Origin of the sequence: Clostridium sp. AF32-7AC (assembly GCF_003477925.1) — a bacterium.
GTDB lineage: Bacteria > Bacillota > Clostridia > Lachnospirales > Lachnospiraceae > Otoolea > Otoolea fessa.
Window position 1 is genome coordinate 16202 of sequence record NZ_QUEG01000010.1, and the last position, 17443, is coordinate 33644.

Annotated in this window: 19 protein-coding genes and 2 pseudogenes; 1 reads left to right on the plus strand and 20 read right to left on the minus strand. The window is 43.4% G+C overall.

Features of this window, described 5'->3' with window-relative positions; all coding sequences use genetic code 11:
• Nucleotides 1-96: 96 nt before the first annotated feature.
• A complete protein-coding gene (locus tag DWZ45_RS14720) occupies nucleotides 97-435 on the minus strand; it encodes a TnpV protein (protein WP_118199520.1) in 339 nt (112 codons plus the stop codon).
• Nucleotides 436-598: 163 nt separating this feature from the next.
• Between DWZ45_RS14720 and DWZ45_RS14725 the strand changes: the two genes are divergently transcribed.
• On the plus strand, nucleotides 599-1192 hold the full coding sequence (locus tag DWZ45_RS14725; RefSeq protein WP_021386789.1) for a hypothetical protein: 594 nt from the start codon (nucleotides 599-601) through the stop codon (nucleotides 1190-1192).
• 48 nt (nucleotides 1193-1240) lie between these two features.
• Here the strand turns inward: DWZ45_RS14725 and DWZ45_RS12455 are convergent, their stop codons facing one another.
• The 19 genes and pseudogenes from DWZ45_RS12455 to DWZ45_RS12550 form a co-directional block, all read right to left on the minus strand.
• Complete coding sequence (locus tag DWZ45_RS12455) at nucleotides 1241-1447, minus strand: transposon-transfer assisting family protein (protein ID WP_002578948.1); 207 nt, start codon at nucleotides 1445-1447, stop codon at nucleotides 1241-1243.
• Nucleotides 1444-2040 carry a YodL domain-containing protein gene (locus DWZ45_RS12460; RefSeq protein ID WP_002304389.1) on the minus strand — a complete coding sequence of 199 codons (597 nt, stop codon included), beginning with the start codon at nucleotides 2038-2040 and terminating at the stop codon, nucleotides 1444-1446. The genes DWZ45_RS12455 and DWZ45_RS12460 overlap by 4 nt, the downstream gene beginning before the upstream one ends.
• Before the next feature lie 13 nt (nucleotides 2041-2053).
• Nucleotides 2054-2899, minus strand: coding sequence for an LPD16 domain-containing protein (locus tag DWZ45_RS12465; protein WP_002304387.1), 846 nt, complete (start codon nucleotides 2897-2899; stop codon nucleotides 2054-2056).
• Nucleotides 2896-3576 (minus strand): annotated as a pseudogene (locus DWZ45_RS12470) (DNA topoisomerase); the annotation flags it as partial. The pseudogene DWZ45_RS12470 and the gene DWZ45_RS12465, both read right to left, overlap by 4 nt.
• A 47-nt stretch (nucleotides 3577-3623) precedes the next feature.
• Entirely contained in the window at nucleotides 3624-3821 is a 198-nt protein-coding gene (locus tag DWZ45_RS12475; RefSeq protein WP_005335835.1) for a hypothetical protein, read from the minus strand.
• A gap of 247 nt (nucleotides 3822-4068) precedes the next feature.
• Complete coding sequence (locus tag DWZ45_RS12485) at nucleotides 4069-5445, minus strand: virulence-associated E family protein (RefSeq protein WP_044930255.1); 1377 nt, start codon at nucleotides 5443-5445, stop codon at nucleotides 4069-4071.
• Entirely contained in the window at nucleotides 5357-5995 is a 639-nt protein-coding gene (locus DWZ45_RS12490; protein ID WP_008371567.1) for a CHC2 zinc finger domain-containing protein, read from the minus strand. The genes DWZ45_RS12485 and DWZ45_RS12490 overlap by 89 nt, the downstream gene beginning before the upstream one ends.
• 62 nt (nucleotides 5996-6057) lie before the next feature.
• Nucleotides 6058-7593, minus strand: coding sequence for a serine/arginine repetitive matrix protein 2 (locus DWZ45_RS12495; RefSeq protein ID WP_178105369.1), 1536 nt, complete (start codon nucleotides 7591-7593; stop codon nucleotides 6058-6060).
• Between the two features lie 84 nt (nucleotides 7594-7677).
• Entirely contained in the window at nucleotides 7678-8427 is a 750-nt protein-coding gene (locus DWZ45_RS12500; RefSeq protein ID WP_019161659.1) for a hypothetical protein, read from the minus strand.
• A gap of 283 nt (nucleotides 8428-8710) precedes the next feature.
• A complete protein-coding gene (locus tag DWZ45_RS12505; RefSeq protein ID WP_235837120.1) occupies nucleotides 8711-9280 on the minus strand; it encodes a DUF6560 family protein in 570 nt (189 codons plus the stop codon).
• A 390-nt stretch (nucleotides 9281-9670) separates the two neighbouring features.
• Complete coding sequence (locus tag DWZ45_RS12510) at nucleotides 9671-10318, minus strand: hypothetical protein (protein ID WP_117460720.1); 648 nt, start codon at nucleotides 10316-10318, stop codon at nucleotides 9671-9673.
• A 245-nt stretch (nucleotides 10319-10563) separates the two neighbouring features.
• Nucleotides 10564-10854 carry a molecular chaperone gene (locus DWZ45_RS12515; protein WP_117460719.1) on the minus strand — a complete coding sequence of 97 codons (291 nt, stop codon included), beginning with the start codon at nucleotides 10852-10854 and terminating at the stop codon, nucleotides 10564-10566.
• Nucleotides 10832-11080 (minus strand): ferredoxin, encoded by a 249-nt coding sequence (locus DWZ45_RS12520; protein ID WP_117460718.1) that lies wholly within the window; start codon nucleotides 11078-11080, stop codon nucleotides 10832-10834. Before DWZ45_RS12520 ends, DWZ45_RS12515 begins: the two co-directional genes overlap by 23 nt.
• A 109-nt stretch (nucleotides 11081-11189) precedes the next feature.
• Nucleotides 11190-11573, minus strand: a complete 384-nt coding sequence (locus tag DWZ45_RS12525) for a TnpV protein (protein ID WP_003864567.1) — start codon at nucleotides 11571-11573, stop codon at nucleotides 11190-11192.
• Complete coding sequence (locus DWZ45_RS12530) at nucleotides 11570-13492, minus strand: recombinase family protein (protein ID WP_117460717.1); 1923 nt, start codon at nucleotides 13490-13492, stop codon at nucleotides 11570-11572. The genes DWZ45_RS12525 and DWZ45_RS12530 overlap by 4 nt, the downstream gene beginning before the upstream one ends.
• A 53-nt stretch (nucleotides 13493-13545) precedes the next feature.
• Nucleotides 13546-14940, minus strand: a pseudogene (locus DWZ45_RS12535) (DNA topoisomerase); the annotation flags it as partial.
• Between the two features lie 177 nt (nucleotides 14941-15117).
• Nucleotides 15118-16350, minus strand: a complete 1233-nt coding sequence (locus DWZ45_RS12540) for an ATP-binding protein (protein WP_002304383.1) — start codon at nucleotides 16348-16350, stop codon at nucleotides 15118-15120.
• A 151-nt stretch (nucleotides 16351-16501) separates the two neighbouring features.
• Entirely contained in the window at nucleotides 16502-17185 is a 684-nt protein-coding gene (locus DWZ45_RS12545) for a DUF4366 domain-containing protein (protein WP_002578950.1), read from the minus strand.
• Nucleotides 17175-17432: a DUF4315 family protein gene (locus DWZ45_RS12550; RefSeq protein ID WP_002304378.1), complete on the minus strand. Its 258-nt coding sequence runs from the start codon at nucleotides 17430-17432 to the stop codon at nucleotides 17175-17177. Before DWZ45_RS12550 ends, DWZ45_RS12545 begins: the two co-directional genes overlap by 11 nt.
• Between the last annotated feature and the right edge of the window lie 11 nt (nucleotides 17433-17443).

Below are 17443 nucleotides of genomic sequence, written 5' to 3' on the forward strand. Positions count from 1 at the left end.
TTTCTTCCTGGACAAAAGAAAAAGCAGAGGGCGTAAAGCTCTCTGCTCGGTCGATAAAACTGATTTGTTCATTTTCGGAGAGGAAAAGGTTCAGACTCAGCTGTTGATAAGCTCCGTCATCACGACTTCCTCCGCCTGTGCTTTCAGGCTGTTCATGTGCTGCACCCACGCCATCTGCTGCGTTTCCTTGTCCGGTGCGGGGCTGTCCTTCAGGTACTGCTCCATCAGAAACTCCACTCTGGCTTTCGCTGTTTCCTCGATCTCCCACAGGTGCGGGAACAGGCTCTCCGTCAGAATCATGTCGTTCAGGAGCATCGGATTGTTCTGTTCCAAAAATGCTCGACGCATCCTGCCGTACTTGCCCAGAGGTTTCTCTCCCTCGTTCTCCAACTGAAGGTTCGGAATCTGATAATCTCCGGCCTGTCTGTAAGTCATCTCGCTCATAATCTGTACTCCTTTCGGTAGCTTTAATCTGCTCATGTTCTCCAATCGCTTTTTCGATTTCCTGAAACATCCTTGTGCTGATGGCATTCACCGCAGTACCAAGGGCATTTACCGTCTGTCTGGTGTTAAAATCAAACACCTTCTGGAAATCCTCATGCTCGAAGTAGTTGTCGGGACTTTCCACGAACCGGCAATACATCGTATAGGATACGCTGTTTGCCACCGCATTTTTGAAAGCTACTTCGATGTTGAGTTCATCATACTCCTCAAGGAAGCTGTTGGCAACGATGTCGAGGAACTGCTTTTTGTAATCGTCCCAATACTCAGCCGCCAGTGCGGATGCAATATCTTCAAGCTGTGCTTCCAGTACCCCGTCAGCGGCAACACCGAAGGTACGCTCCATCGCTTCCATGACATAGGAGCGGTTTTCAGGCGTCACCTCCCACGGTTTCAGTTCCGGGGAAGAACGGCGAACGCCGGTATCCGCCACATCAAACACATAGCGCAGATACGGTTTATCCCTGTTCATCACAAACAGAGCAATGCCGGTAGAGCCACGCTTTACATATCTGCGGTAATTTTCAGCGTTCCAGTCCTCATAGGGCTTGCAAAAGGTCGCATTGGGGCGCTGAGCATAAATCATCACCTGTTCCGGATAGGTGAACTCATAGTTGCGGGACATCGTTCTCAAAAACGAAGTCCAGTTATCTGTGTTCGAGGTGATTTTCCCAATCGTTTCTTTTGCTAATCCGGAATAAAATCGCTCTTTTGCGTTCATTGTATCCCTCCAATCCTATCAATCCGGATAAAGGTTCAGCTTCTCAAAGGCGGCATCGTCCATGGCTGAAACTTTACGGAGAACCGAGTCTGCCAAAGCAAAAAGCTCTGACTCGTCCTCCGAAAGCTGTTCCTTCATCAGTGTCAGTGCTTCACACAGCCCTGACCTTGTGCCAGGGCTGTAAAGCATCATCATGTTCCGCTCATCCTGTGTGAAATCCATCATTCAATCTCCCTTTCCGGGTGGCTCTTGGGCGGCTTATGGGAAACATCCGGCACGGGCTTTTCCTTTAACTGCTCCAACACCGAAGGACGTTCCTCTAATCCGGACGCTTTTCCGTTATTGATGATACCGTCAATCATCCCATAATCATCTTCCATTGCCATCTCTGCGTTTTTCAGGTAGTTTTCGGACTTCATAAAGTTTTCCAGCTTCTGAAACCCAACAGAATCTACATAGTGAAAGGATACCTCACCGACTACCTTTAAGGCTACGATGTCGCTGACCGACATACTGTGACCACGGAAATCATCCGGGTGGTCAATATTGAACTTTACATACAAATCTTCCAGCTGCCGATTCACATCCTCGGACATAGAAATGGAGCCATGATAGACCACCTCGTAACGGTCAATCTCAGGCTCCATTTCTTTCTTCTGAAGGTAGCTGTAATTTGCAAACATGAGCGGGATATTATCGTCTACATCTTCCCGCAGCTGAAGAATCGCATAGGAATCCGTGGGGCTTTCCAGAAAAGCAACCATTCTGTCATCCGGGGTGGTATTTCCGTGAACATCATCCCATTTTTCGTTTTTCATATCCGTGTCCTCCTTATCGTTCAGGCTCTTTGCGTTTGGGAGAGGGACTGGCAGGCGCAGCTTTTTCTGCGGCCTGTGCCAGTTTTTCCATGACCGACTCACGCTTCGGAGAGTCGAGCTTATCCAGCTGACTTTTCAGCACTTTGGCAACCTCAACCGCAGTTTCCTCACGGGCTTCTTCAATGGCTGTATTCAGGAACTCACGATACGGAGCCGTATTACCAGCGGCAAGATCTGCCTTGATTTCTTGGATATGCGCCTGCACATCATCGACCTGATCCATATATTCATAGGGGTCGAAGTTCTCTGCAAAACGGTCGAGCTTAAAAGCAAGCTCAGCGATAGGGTCATTGACCACCACCGCCTGTCTGCCGACTTCAAAAGCCTGCTCCATGACATCCTCATAGAACATTGCCCGCAGTTCCCGGCGCTCCAGCCCGAAGGATTCCAGAATATCCCGGCGGACTTCGAGCATGGACAGTTCAGGGTTATCAACCTGACCGCCATCAATCTCGTTGTAGTTTTCATCCAACAGGGTGTAGTCGTAACCATCTTCGCAGGTCTGCACCGCAAGGATTCTATCCTTTCCGACCTTCCATGCGGCTTCATCGCCCATAATCTCAGGCTCCGGCATATAGCTTGCGCCGTTGCGCTCCATAATTTCTGCAAACTGGCAGATATGAAACACATTGTATCCGATCTGCGTATGATACTCGTCAATGAAGGTGCAGGGCTTCACAACCATTTCATCCGGGTAGTGAATCTGCACACAGCTGCCATCGGGGATATGAAACAAATCCTTATAATGGCTGTCGATAAATCGGATTTCCTTACCATCCGGGTTGTACTCATTTGTCATTTGCGCTTTCCTCCATTTTCAAATTCCATACTGAACTTCGTTTTGCCATCATCTGATACCTCCATAAAGACGGTGGCATCAAAGGTGTTGCCCGTTCTTTCGGACTTGCAATTCTTGAGCTTTACCTTGCCGGAACCAAGCAATTTCTGCGCCGTGGCAGAAGTCATGCTCTTGCCGATGCTCGCAAAGTAGCGATTGTTTTTCCAGAGGGCAAATTTGCAAGCTCTGTTGGAACAGAAAAATGCCTTGGCTTTGTCCTCTACAGCACTGCCGCAGAGCGGGCATTTGCCGATAGAATTGGCTTCTTTCGACATCATAACCTCGGAATCACGGATTACTTCATAGTTCTGAATCAGACCGGCAATCACATCTTTGATCTCGTCCATAAAGTCCTCGCTGGCATATTCGCCTTTCTCAATGAGCAACAATTTTTCTTCCCAATCCGCCGTCATGGATGGGGACTGAATCTGTTCCGGCATGACTGTTACCAGAGCCGTACCCTTGTGGGTCGGAATCAGGTGTTTGGTTTTCTTATCACCCTTACGCTCCAGAAAACCGATGCGAACCAGCTTCTCAATGATACCGGCACGGGTCGCAGGCGTTCCCAAACCTTTGCGCTCCACCTCATCAGGCATTTCGTCCGCACCGGCAGTTTCCATAGCAGAAAGCAGAGTATCCTCTGAAAGCTTTTGTCAAGGGGGTGCGTGGATATTTTTCATATTACTTACGCAGATTCTCTCTCTGCTTCTGCCTGAATAATGCGTTTCAACCTGTCCTCCGCAGTCAAACCGCTACTATGGTCAAAAAACACTTTGACTTTATAATTTGTTTTGCCTTGCTTAATCACAAAAACTCCATCCGGTTTGTTTTTCTCCGAATGGTTATTTGGGGTGGGTAGTGTACTGTTCACAATATTTGTCATACGATATTCCTCCTTGAATGAAAAAGCCCGACAAGGAAAGGTCTGACAACGAAGTTCCGACAACGGACATCAGAAAACCTTTTTTCTTTATCGGGCGATACTATCTTTTTACTATTTCCTTTTTCTTTATAATATTGGTTGTCATGGTTGTCAGAGAGGGAAAAGTGCCGCAATATCAAGGCTTTCGGGATTTTTGCCCGACAACCAGACCGACAACCGGCTCGACAACCGAAGCGACAACGGGCTTTTATTTTTGCTTCAACCATTCTTCCGGAAGTCCTAACTGTTCCATTTCCTCTGTCGGGATTTCTTGAAAACCATCCATGCTGTTGTCAGGCTCGTTGTCATTCCTGATACGCTCCCAGCCCTTTTGTCGGCGGTAAGGCTCTGGAAAATACCTCGGATTGCTGAACGCCCTCCAGCCTGTGACAGCGTTATTCATAATGTCGTTGATCTCTCGCAGCTCCCATTGTTTCGGTTCGTCATAATCATGCCCCAGTGCTTCCTTGTAAAGCTGCTTAGAGCAGACTATGCTGCCGGAATAGCGTTCCAAATAGTCTAAAATCTGTCCTGCCTTTGTGTCCTCCGGCATAAAGTCCTTTTGGTGGGCTTTCAGATAAGCGTTCATAGCCGGACTGAATCTCAGACGGAAATTGCCACTTCTGTAAATCTCCATAGCTTCTGCCCACATCTGATTGATATACTCTCTGGAAGCCTGTTCATCTGCCAAAATATGAACCTCAGCCCTTTCAGGATAGACCATAACCGGAACGAAGCGGCGGTTGCCTGTTCGGTCAAGGGGAAGAAAGTCAAGGGTATTAGAAGAACCTCCAAACACACATTGTCTTTTTCTGTCTGCCGGATGTGTTTCATAGGGTATCTTATAGGTTTCCTTTTGGCGGCTCAGAAAGGACTTGATTTCTTCAATGCTCTTAGCGTTGGCGGTTGCAATCATTTCCGACATTTCAATAATCCAATGCCCCTGCATTTTGCGGTACACATTTTCATCATCCAGCTTTTTCAAGTCATCAGAGAACCAGTCATCATTGACCGCAAGCAAACGGAAGAAAGAGGACTTTCCGGCTCCCTGACCGCCCACAAGACAGAGCATAACCTCAAATTTGCACCCCGGCTTAAAAGCTCGTGAGATAGCACCCAGCAGAAACAACTTCAATGCTTCATAGGTGTAATCATCTGTATCAGAACCGAGAAAGCGGTGCAGACAGAAGCGTATGCGCTCTGTTCCGTCCCATTGCAAGGCATTGAGAAAATCACAGACAGGGTGGTAACGATTTTCATTGGCAATAACCGCAACTGCGTCTATGATTTTCTTCTCTACGGTCAATCCATAGTTTTCTTCAAAATATAGGAGCAGATATTTCACATCCACATCCGTCAATGTCGGGCTGTCACGATACCAACCGAGGGGCTTCACAATGTCGATTCTTTCGGTCAGAAGATTTTTTCGGATAGCCCCTTTCAAAAGTGGGTCATATTGCAGAACACGCTTATAATTTGCGGCAGTATTATAAACCTTACCTTTCTCGCTCTGCTCTAAGCTGTTTCGGATTTCTTCTACTGTGCATGGTTCTGTCTGCTGACAGTTCTGCAATTCGCTGTTCAAGTTTTAACACCTCCTTTCTCTGTTCTGCCACAAGTGCTTTTCGTTCCTCCAATGAACCATACAGAAGAATATCAAGTAGATATTCGATATAGTTCTTCTTATACAGTGCTTCTGCAAACAGGGGATTCCATTCCTCATCCGGCTGTTTAGGAGCGTATTTCTTTTCCCATTCTCTAAGAAGATGAAAATAATCCGTCAGCACCTTGTAGCAATGATTTTCTTCTTTTTGATACTTCTGTTCCGGTGTCGGCTCACGAATACGAGGGCGAATACTGGGCTTTTGTCGGCTGTCATAGTTAAGACCAAAATCTTCAGCAAGTTTGACAGCAGCTTCCCTCAGCCCGATACCGAATAGCTTCGCTGTCAGATCAACAGCGTCTCCAGTTGCTCCGCAGCCAAAACAGTAATAGCGTTCATCCAGCTTCATACTGGGGGACTTATCCGAGTGAAACGGACAGCACGCCATACCAGTGCGACCCACTTTCAAGCCATAGGCTTCTGCGGCTTGTCGGGCAGTAACATTTTCTTTTACAACTTCAAATACATTCATGTGACTCCTTTCCAGAAACGAAAAAAGCACCTGTCATTTTCAAAACGAAAATAGCAAGTGCCTTAAAGTTCCATATCCTGTTTTTTGCTTTTCGCCGGAATTGTCCGGCTGACTTCACGCTCTGCCATTTCCTTCTTCTTGCGGCTCAACTGCTCTATAATGGAACTTTTGGCTTTCTTCTTGATTTGCTCCGTTCCGGCTTTTTTGACCTCCGGTTTCATCAGCGTAGTTTGGATTTTCTGAATAGTTGATTTCATAGCATTTGTGATTCTGCCAATCACGCCATCCAATCGTTTCACTGCATACTCAACTTCTTTCTTTGAAGCCTTACGCTCAGGGGAGAGAACCCACGCCTTAGACTGCTCCACCAGCTTAATATCCTCCTTGTGCGTTTCCAGTTTTACAGTATCAGCAACGACCTCAACCGCCTTGTCATAGGCAATATCGGCAACCTCGTCCACCAAAGCTTCCACATCTTCAATCTTCATCGTGAGTTCTTCCAACTTTTGCTCCTGTGCTGCCAGTTGCTCCTTTTGCTTGAAAAGAATATAGTCCTGTTTTTCCAGATATGCACGACCACCATATTCCGGTTCTTCTTCCAGTTGTAAGCCATGCTTTTTCGCCACATCAAACAGCAGCACTCGGCAAGCTGAATCGAAAGTCATCTTGCGGTTGTTTTTTCTTCCGACTGGCTTCTCCGGTTCCGGCAGTTCAAACCCCAATGCTTCCAAAGCCTTTTCCTGTTGTGGGGCAATCTCTCCATATTGATTTTCACAGTCGAACACATGACGCTCGTGAATATGAGGGGTGCTTTCATCCAAGTGCAGCGCCCAATTCAGGATATGGACATGAGAGCCGAAACGCTCATTTGCGATTTCCATAAATTCTGTGACGATCTCAATGAGCAATTCCGGCGGAACATGATTGTCAAGCGTTCCAATCTGATAGACCGTTTCCTCTGGACAGGTCTTTTTGCTTTTGAGTAAATCTCCAGTTTCCTTATTTCTTTCAGGGTGTCGGTTCTTCACATTTCTTTCATTCTGTCCTGTTACAAAATCATGATACCGCTGACGATAAAAAAGCTGTTCCACATCTTCAAAAGTGGCAGACAGCTCATTTTCCTTTTCGGGATTTTTGAAATTGCGAAAGCCATTGTAACAGTCCCAATAGAGATTTTGTTTGGCTCGTTCTTCGTCAATGTGTTCGCTGTTGGCAATGTCAAAACTGCGGTCATTGTGCTTCGGGTTATAAACGCCATTCTTTCCGGCTCGTCCATTGTGTCTTGTTAATTTCACATGAGTTCCTCCTTTTCTTTTTGATTTCCCCGACAGGGGAGAAGGGCAGCGAAGCTGATTCCTTGCGGCTTTCTGCGTCAAGTAATACCCAGTATTAAGTGGCGAAACGCCACTTAACTGGGCAAGGCTGCCGCCCTTGACCTGCACAGGGATATTGCATTCCCTGTACCCATGCACAAAGGGTTGCACCCTCCGTACTCCCGCCCGAACAAACTGACTTCGCCCCGTCCCAAGCTCTGTCAGTTCCTTCGGTTTTACAAAACAGTCCACCGGACTATTTTGCAAAAAGAAAAACCGACGCATGATCGCTTTACGCTCAATACATCGGTTTCTTCATCTGACCTTGACGGTCATATTCAGTTGTGGCAGATTAGCCAATTTGAAAAATTACTCTGGCACATCTACTGAGTAGCTCAGACAATCGCCTCTTTTATTGCTTTTCAAATCGTTATAATACCACATATACATCGTTCTACCATATTCTTCATATTCTATAATCCCATCTGGCTTTTGACCTTCTACTTCTAATGAGTAAATTTCTTTATCATGTGCATAGCCAAAAACGAATCTGGTATCCGGATAATTTGGATTTAAGTCTTGTTGAATATCACTTATTGTTAAAGATAAATGGATAAATTTTTTGAAGTCTCCCCCATAAGTGGTATCTGGTGTAGTGGTAGCTGGTGTAGCATTTACAAACGCATATTGTGTACTTTCATTTTCTATCTTTTTTTTGCAGCGTACAATCACAAAACCTTGAACGGGATCGTTATCACTTCCTGCCCGATAGAAAACCGTATCATACTGTTTGCCATTCCATATATGCAATATTTCATCAACATGATTAAGAAAATCTTCTGGAGCTGATAAATTTTCATGTTCTGCTTTTAAGGGGGAATTCAAAATAGCTTCTTCGATAGAGTTATAATATGTAAGTTTAGAATCGTCTTTGCCATTATCTGTCAACTTAAACTCAATATACTCATTTCCTTTGTTTTCTTCTTCCGGAACATAAGTATAACGACCATTTTCAATATGGTCATCATAATCAACAAACAGTCCAATACATATCAGCGCTGCAAAAATTAAAAAAACTATTCCTATAATGATTAGCAATATTTTCAAAAATTTTTTCATACAAAAGTCCACCTTCTTGCTTCATTTCAGTAAATTATATCATACCGACATGAACAATTCAATTCACACTCTATCAAGTAGTTTTTTACTTACCCGTAACGCGCATTTATGCAAAATCCATAGTCACCGATACTTTCCTCACGGGTGATATACAGTCGGAATTCTGTCAGCTCATGTAAGAAAAACCGACGCATGATCGCTTTACGCTCAATACATCGGTTTCTTCATCTGACCTTGACGGTCATATTCAGTTGTTTAACATCGTACTGTTATAAAATCTATGTCATTTACGATTTTTCTTATGCTGATTTGCCCAGTAAGATTTTACAGGGATTCTTCTTCTCTCTATATCCTCCATAAATTCACTATCATCAACACCGCTGTCAATAGTGAATAATTTTTTGCCATTGACATATACACGAATAGAATTTCCCTTCATCTCGCAATATGTAATATCTTCAAAGCGAAAAGTTCTCTTTCTTCCAAAAGTTGAACGCCATGTGATTTCATCTCCGTTCACTTCCAATTTCCACATAATCATGTTCAATGAGCCGATTAAAGAAACAATAAAGAAAATACTAAAACCAATTGGTGGCAATAAATCATCTTGTTGAATAGCACTGGCTACCGTAGCTCCCCCAAAAAGAAACACCGCCAATACAAAAAACATAGTAAGTACTTTTTCGGTTTTTATTATATAATGCGTCCTAATTATTCCCTTTTTCTGTTCTTCCTCTCGTTCTTTAGCTCTCTTTTGTTGAAGATTTACAAGATATTTCAAAAGAAGAAGTACAACTAAATAGGGACCTATTTGTGTAATTATATTAAAACACATTCGTAAAAAATCATTCATTTTGCCCTCCATAGTTCCAGATATATAAAAATGATTGTTTGAAATCGAGCATTAAAAACCTCAATTTTTCATATTTCATTATACTTCATCAACTTAACGAATGGAAGAAAAATTTGTGTGCAGAGTTCCTGTTCAAGCCTTGTAACGCACATTTCCTCAAAACCCATAGTCCTCGATACTTTCCTCACGGGTGATATACAGTCGGAATTCTGTCAGCTCATGAAATAAGAAAAACCGACGCATGATCGCTTTACGCTCAATACATCGGTTTCTTCATCTGACCTTAATGGTCATATTCAGTTGTGGCAGATTACAAATAGTCTGTAAATGGATAAACAAAAACGACCAACTATGCAGCTGATTATCATTTATGTGGAATATAAAGATTATTTATTCATTCGGTTTTAGCTTATATTTTTTTATCAAAAAGTACTTCACGAAAAAAAATATACTCATTAAACATAGTAACGAAAGAACATAAAATCCCAAACCTGCTATCCTAATCATGGATATATATGGTATTTTAGAACTCATTATTTTAGCGACGGATATTCCGAGCATTCCAAAACAAACGAAACTCCAACCTCCCATAACTTTTTTATTAGAATCTGAATTATATATATCCTTTTTTATGAGAAACATAACTAAACATGTATATGCTATCGCACTTATTATATATACAATCAATAAAATAGCCATATAAGAACTATAATCTTCCTTTTCTAATGTTGAAAATATGAGAATAGTTCCAAACCAACCGAACAAAATGCCCATTCCTAAACCTTGAATGCCATGAATCCAAAAAGTTTTTTCGCCAGTCACATCTGATTTTGAAAATGTAGCAATTACGAAAACAACATAGAATAGTATTAAAAAAATTCTGTAAAAAGAGGGCGACGGAGTTGAATCTGCTATAAACATTGCTAAAAAACAGAGAAAAAGTATTGCTCCATCAAATTTATAAATCTCTTTCCTCTCTATTTTATTTTCAACACCATATAGTATGAAATTTTTGGTTTTTTCACTAAGTTTCATCATATAAAAATTACCCTTTCGTCATTATTTATTGCTATTCTAACATATCTCCATACCTTAAATCTACAAATAAGTGTTAATAATTCCGAAGTGGCATTAAATTTTCACAGCTTTTTATCTTGCTACCCGTAACGCACATTTCTGCAAATTTCATAGTCCCCGATACTTTCCTCACAGGCGATAGGCAACGGTCAAAACATCAGGTCTGCACCTGACATTTTAACCGCATATCAGCCCTGATTATCACACTATCCCTGCTGACTGTTCAGCCCATACTTTTTCGCATATTCGCTGGCTTTCTGTCTGCGTTCCTCACTGTAAGGCGGCAGGAAGCGGATAGACAGACGGGACTTTGCCAGCTCATAAGAAACACCGCCTTGAACATTGGATTTTTCCAGTCTGCAAAGGTCAGGGTACTTCTTAGCAAAAGCAGCCAACCTCTTTTTCAATCCGGCGTTGTGGGTGTAGATATTTGCCTTGTCCTCGCCCTCATTAAAGAGAACGATTGTTTCTTTCTCAATCTTCGTCAGTCTCTCCATAGCAGCCCTCCCTATGGTTTTTCAACACACGCAGCTTGCAGTAAAAGCAGCAATACCACCTTTCAACACCCTCAGCACTCAGCTTGACGGAAAGCATATAAAACAGCTTCTTCGCCACTGGATCGGGTGCAAGGGCAGCTACCATACGCAAACGCTTGACAGTTGCTTTCAGGTTCGGACAGCCAAAGGCATAAAGGGCTTCCATTTCATTCCGGTTCATCTTCATTGTGTTTTCCTCCTTAAAGTTTGATAAATGAAAAGCGACAGACACTTCATAAGGAAATACCTGTCGTTTCGTTGACGATATAAATTTGTTGGTTTTGGACTTGATAAAATCAGCAGTAAATCATTTCCTGTCTGATGATTTCTTCGGCTCGGTTACGGATAGAGTTCATGGACTGTACCCACAACATCTGATTGTCTGCTTTCATGGTTTCGGTCACACCCTCGGCTTGTTTCATCTGCTCAATGATAAGGCTGCACCTTTCTGCTGCCTGTTCGTTCAGGTCAGCAAGGTAAGTATGCAGTTCGCCGGATAAACAGAGGGCAGATAACCTTGCAGGGCGGTACTGCTCCAAATATGTCCTGTGCAGTCTGCCCCACATACCGATAGGGCGATGTTCCTCCGGTAGCTTCAAGTCCGGCACATAGTAATCGCCCACAAGAACATAGTCCAGACCGTTACATTCATCATGGATTCGTGGTTTCAATTCTGTCATGCTATTTTTTCTCCTTTCACTTTTTGCCGATTTGATTTGCTTGTGGCGTTCTGTTCAACACACACATTGCTATCAGAGCTTTTTTCTTCTGCTATACGCTCATGCTCCGCAAATTCTTTTGATTTCTCACGAATCTTTTTCATATACTTACGATTGGATTCTCGTTTTCTGCGAAGTCGTTCCGCCTCTTTTTCAGCAGCAATCCTTTCTTCCTCTGTTGGTTCATGCTGCTCCACAGGTACTTGAAATTGCCCGACATAGTTAAGATATATCTCCACCTCTGTGGTGCGGTCTGCACCTTTTCCTTGTGGCTCGTGAACCAGTATTTTGTCGATAAATTCATTTATCATGGCAGGAGTAAGTTCTGTAATGTTCTCATACTTTTTGACCAGCTTCAGAAAACGCTCCACATTATTTTGACCGCCTATAATCCGTTGCATATCAGCGGTGTCAGTCTCAATAATCTTGTTCAGCTCGTTCTGCTCATTTTCATAATCAGTAAGCATACTCTGAAAAAGTCTGTCCGGCAATCTTCCAATCACATTATCTTCATAGATTTTCCTGATAAGCATATCCAGTTCGTGAACTCGCTTCTGATTTCTTTCAATGCGGTTTTTTACAGTTTCAGAAACAGCAATATCTTTCATCGCCGATTCTTCTTGCAGAGAATAGACAAACTCCTGCTCATTCAAAGAAACATAATGGCAAGTCTCTTGTATAGTTTTCAGAATGATGCTTTTAAGTGCTTTTGTTGAAATATGGTGGCAAGTACAGTGACGATCATACTTCTGATAAGCAAGATTATAAGTGGAACATTCATAACAATCTGCCGGATTGGAATAACTTGTCCTTTTTTCGCCTTTGGCAGTATAGTATATTCTTTCTCGCCCTTTCCGCTGCCTGTGATTATACATCGGCGCACCACAATCAGCACAGTAAATCTTTCCGGTCAGAACATTAGGCTCGCCCATAGGATCTGCTTTTCTTACATTCTGTCTTAACTTTTGAGCAAGCAGCCATGTTTCTTCATCGACAATAGGCTCTTGTGTATCATCAAAAACCACCCAATCTTCCTTGTCTGCCCTTTTCGTCTTTTTGTCCTTATAGGAATTTTTGAATGTCCTGAAGTTGACAGTCTTTCCGATATACTCTGGTCGGGCAATCAGAGTAGTAACCTGATTTCCTCGCCACATATACGGATTTTCTTTGTCATAGTTGCTTGCATGATTTCCAAGTCCCTTTTTTCCAAGATAATAAGACGGTCTTTCTATTTTTTCTTCTGAAAGTTCTCTTGCTATCTGATAAGGTCCTTTTCCCTCAATAGTCATGCGATAAATTCTGCGGACTACTTCAGCAGCTTCTTCATCAATAATCCAATGGTCGGGGTTTTCGGGGTCTTTCAAATAGCCGTATGGTGGGATATTACTTGTATGAGCGTTGCCGGAAGAACCTCTGGATTTCAGTACAGCTTTAATTTTCTTACTTGTGTCCCTGACAAACCACTCATTCATGATATTCAGAAAAGGGGCAAACTCACTGGTTTCTTGACGGTCACTGTCAATACCATTATTGATTGCTATAAATCGAACTTCCTTTTCTCTAAACAGAATGTCAGTGAAAAAACCCACTTGCAAATGGTCTCTGCCGATTCTGGACATATCTTTGCAGATACAGGCAGTGATTTCTCCGTTTTTAACACCTTCAACAAGTCTGTTCCATGAAGGTCTGTCAAAGGTCGCTCCACTCCAACCATCATCGGTAAAATGAACAAGATTCGTAAAACCATGTTTTATAGCATAATCTTCAAGCATTTGCTTTTGATGAATGATACTGTTACTCTCTCCAGCATTATCGTCATCACGAGACAGTCTTTCATACAAAGCAGTAATGCCATTGCTTCTATCTTTTTTTCTTCTCATGCTGAACTCCTTTCTTCAATTCCTATCCACTCCTTACGCTCACAAAATATCACATCGGTAAAGTGTTTAGGGGGAGATGTTTTCCCTTCCTTGATTTCCGTGCCGCTGACGGTCATTTCGTCACCAACGGAAACAGAAGGGAGTGTCTGCACGTTTTCGTCGGATTTTGTCGAATCATTTTTCTGAACCAGAGCTTTCCATCCATCCTGCACAACAGTTTTGCCTTTGGTGGAAAACACGGTACCGCCACAGTCCAGCTCAATAACTGTCTCTGCGTATCGGTGCGGATCGCCAACAGCTACGCACAACCGATTCGAGATCAGTTGCAAAATTGCAAGTTCACCCTTGGGAAGTTCGCTCAGATTGCATTTCTGCAATTCTCTGGTCGGAATGATGGCATGGTGATCTGTGACCTTTTTGTTATTCACAACCTGCTCTGCATGAACTGGTATGTTATCCACATCCTCCACGGGGAATGTGTGGAAAGCCAGCTTTACGAGGTCGGTCAGGCTATGTGCCATATCTTCCGTCAGAAACCTGCTGTCGGTACGGGGATAAGTGACCAGTTTCTTTTCATAGAGGTTCTGCGTGTAGTCCAAGGTCTGCTGTGCCGTGTAGCCAAGCACACGGTTGGCTTCTCTCTGTAAACTGGTCAGGTCATAGAGCGCAGGCGGCTTTTCTGTTTTCTCCTTACATTCAGCTTTCTGAACGATTGCCACCGAACAGCTTTGTTTGACAGCTTCGGCTGCTGCCTTGGTTTTGAAGCGTTCGCTTGCAGCCGTAAAACCATCCAATCCAATCTGAACTGTGTAGAACAGTTCAGGCTTGAATGCGGAAATGGCAGCTTCTCGCATAACAGCCATAGCAAGGGTAGGGGTCATAACACGACCAACATTCAGGGTCTGCCCGTAAAGGGTCGAAAAAAGTCGAGTAGCGTTAATACCAACAATCCAGTCGGCTCGTTCTCGACACAGTGCTGCTTCATACAAAGCATCATATTCCGTTCCAGACCTGAGATTTTCAAAGCCCTCCTTGATTGCTACATCTTCCATCGAGGAAATCCAAAGCCGCTCAAACGGCTTTCTGCACCCGGCTTTGTGGTACACCAACCGAAAGATCAGCTCGCCCTCACGACCGGCATCTGTTGCACACACAAGACTCGCAACATCTTCTCTGGCCATGAGCTTTTTCAGAATCCCAAACTGTTTTTTCGTACCGGCAGAAACCTCATACTGCCAGTCCATCGGGAAGATAGGAAGGTCTGCATAAGCCCATTTGCTGTACTTCGCATCATAGACTTCCGGCTGTGCCAGCTCCACCAAATGCCCTACACACCAGCTGACCACATATCCGTTTCCCTCTAAGTAGCCATCCTCACGCTTGGCAGCACCTAACACTTTGGCAATACTCTGTGCAACCGAAGGCTTTTCAGCCAAAACTAATTTCATTTGCATCTGCTCCTTTCACAAAAAAATAAGCAGCCACACACCGTAGTGCATGACTGCTATGTAAAAAGTTCGGAAAGGATTTTTGCAACCTGATACAATTTTCTGTTCTACAATCTCCGTCATAATAAAAATATCTCCATCATTTCAAAAGAGAATGACGGAGATATTTCACCTTGCTTATTCTTGTAGCAACCAATCGGCTATATCGTGAATTTCGATTCCTTCATAGCTATATTGGGGATGTTTGGTTCTGGCAATAATCATTTTCGGATAAGCGTCTCGAATCTGAAGCAGAGGAGAGCATTCTCTCTCAAATGTTTCCTGCCCGGAAATGTTGTCGCTGACCTGAATATAAATCTTTTCGCTACCTCTCTGAGCAACAAAGTCGATTTCCTTTTGATAGAGCTTGCCGACATAGACATCATATCCACGGCGAAGAAGCTCGATACAAACAACGTTTTCATATACTCTGCCATAGTCTATATTTCTGCTTCCCAGTATTGCATATCGAATACCGCTGTCACACAAATAGAACTTTTCAGAGCTTTCAAGGTATTTCTTACCTCGGATGTCATATCTCTTAATATCATAAAATACAAAAGCATTGCACAAATACTTAATGTACTTGCCGACGGTTACATGATTGGTTGGAGTCTCATTTGCTGTCAGTAGCTGACTGACCTTATTCGGAGAAGTCAGGTTGCTGATATTATCCATAAGGAACTCGCTCAGACGTTGTAAAACCAAAGTGTCCGGGAGAGTATATTTCTGTACCAAATCCCTTGTAACAATCGTTTCGTAGACCTCTTTGATATAGTTTGTTCTGTCTTTTTCGGTTCTATAAGCATAGGAACCTGCTAAACCGCCCTTGATAGCGTACTCATCAAAGAGCTTATCTTTGTCACTAATATCATCATAATACTGGCAATATTCCTGGAAGCTGAAAGGAAACACATGAATTTCAATATAGCGTCCGGTAAACAGAGTTGCCAGATCTGCACTCAACAGGAAAGCATTAGAGCCTGTTACATAGATGTCGTATTTTCCCTTAGAGTACAGGCTATTGATTGCCAACTCAAACTTGGGACACATCTGAACCTCGTCTACAAACAGGTAGTTCGTTTTACCTTCCTGATAATGTTCTTCCACATAGGCGTGTAAGGCATGGTATTCCTTGATTTCTTCATACGCCAAATCCATGAAGTCGATGAAGATAATATTGATGTTTTCAAAATTGCTTTTCAGATACGCAATATACGCCTGCATCAATTTGGACTTACCAGATCGACGAATGCCCGTGATGATCTTGATGTCAGGAGTACCATTCAGTTCAATGATTCTATCGAGATATTTTGCTCTCGTGATTGTTTTCATATAGTCACCCGCTTTCAAAAATTGAAGTTTTTTCATTTCTCGAAACCGCTTCGCTGTACTTATTATACTGTCTGCTAATAGTATATGCAAGATGTCACTTTCAAAAACGCAAATTTTTTTATTTTTTGAAAGCGGAAACTATGTAAAGGCAACCCGAAGGCTGCCCCAGGCATCAAGCCTATCCTGTTTACACAGGTTCATTATCATCTTCATCGACGGAGCTATCTTCATCGTCGTCCTCAAACTCCGGATCGTACCCATAGTCCTCGTCATCGTCCACATAATCAGCATCTGGGTCAGGCTTTGCCGCTTCCTGTGCCTTCTTCTTTTCCTGGACTTTCTTAAATACGAAGAATCCACCACCACAGGCAAGCACAATCAGAGTAAGAATCGCCGGGAGCATATTTGTGGATTTCGGCTTTTCCTCCGGTGTCGGTTCTGTAATTTCAGGAACTGTTTCAACTACTTCCGGCTTTGTTTCCTCAACCGGCTTGGTGAACTCTGCAACTTCTTCCTCGTCCATCAGCTTGAGCAGGTCGGCTTCATCCACCTGATTCAGAAAATGCACGGTTTCCTCGCCCTTATCATCACGGTCAATGATGATATAGAAGTAGTTTCCGTTTTTGGTTACAGCGGTAATGAACTGCTTTCCGCTTTTCGTAGGCGAGCCAGCGTCATCAACCAAAGTCAGATTGCCGTCGGGAGTAAGCGGTAGCATCGGCTCCTCCGGCTCTGTTTCGGGAACTTTTTCTTCGACCGCAGGTTCTTCAGTCGCTACGCTTTCATCTACATAGGCAAATGCCGTTGTAGAAAACACGCCAAAACACATTGCACACGCCAGCAATGCGGCTCCAATTTTCTTAAATCTCATTCTGCGTTTCCTCCTCATTCATAGTATTGATCGTATCAGGCTTCGGAGCCATATCCGCAGCAAACATACGGAGCAGCTCGGAAAGCTGTTCGGGATTCAGGTTCGCAGCATGAACCATCTCATGGATTTCGGAATTTTCCTCCTCACGGTATCTGCGTTCCAGGTCTTTCACCTTAGCATCCCATTCTGCCCGTTTCTTACGGGCTTTTTCAAGGTCTGCACCTATTCTGTCTAACTTGGCACTCAATCGCCATCCCT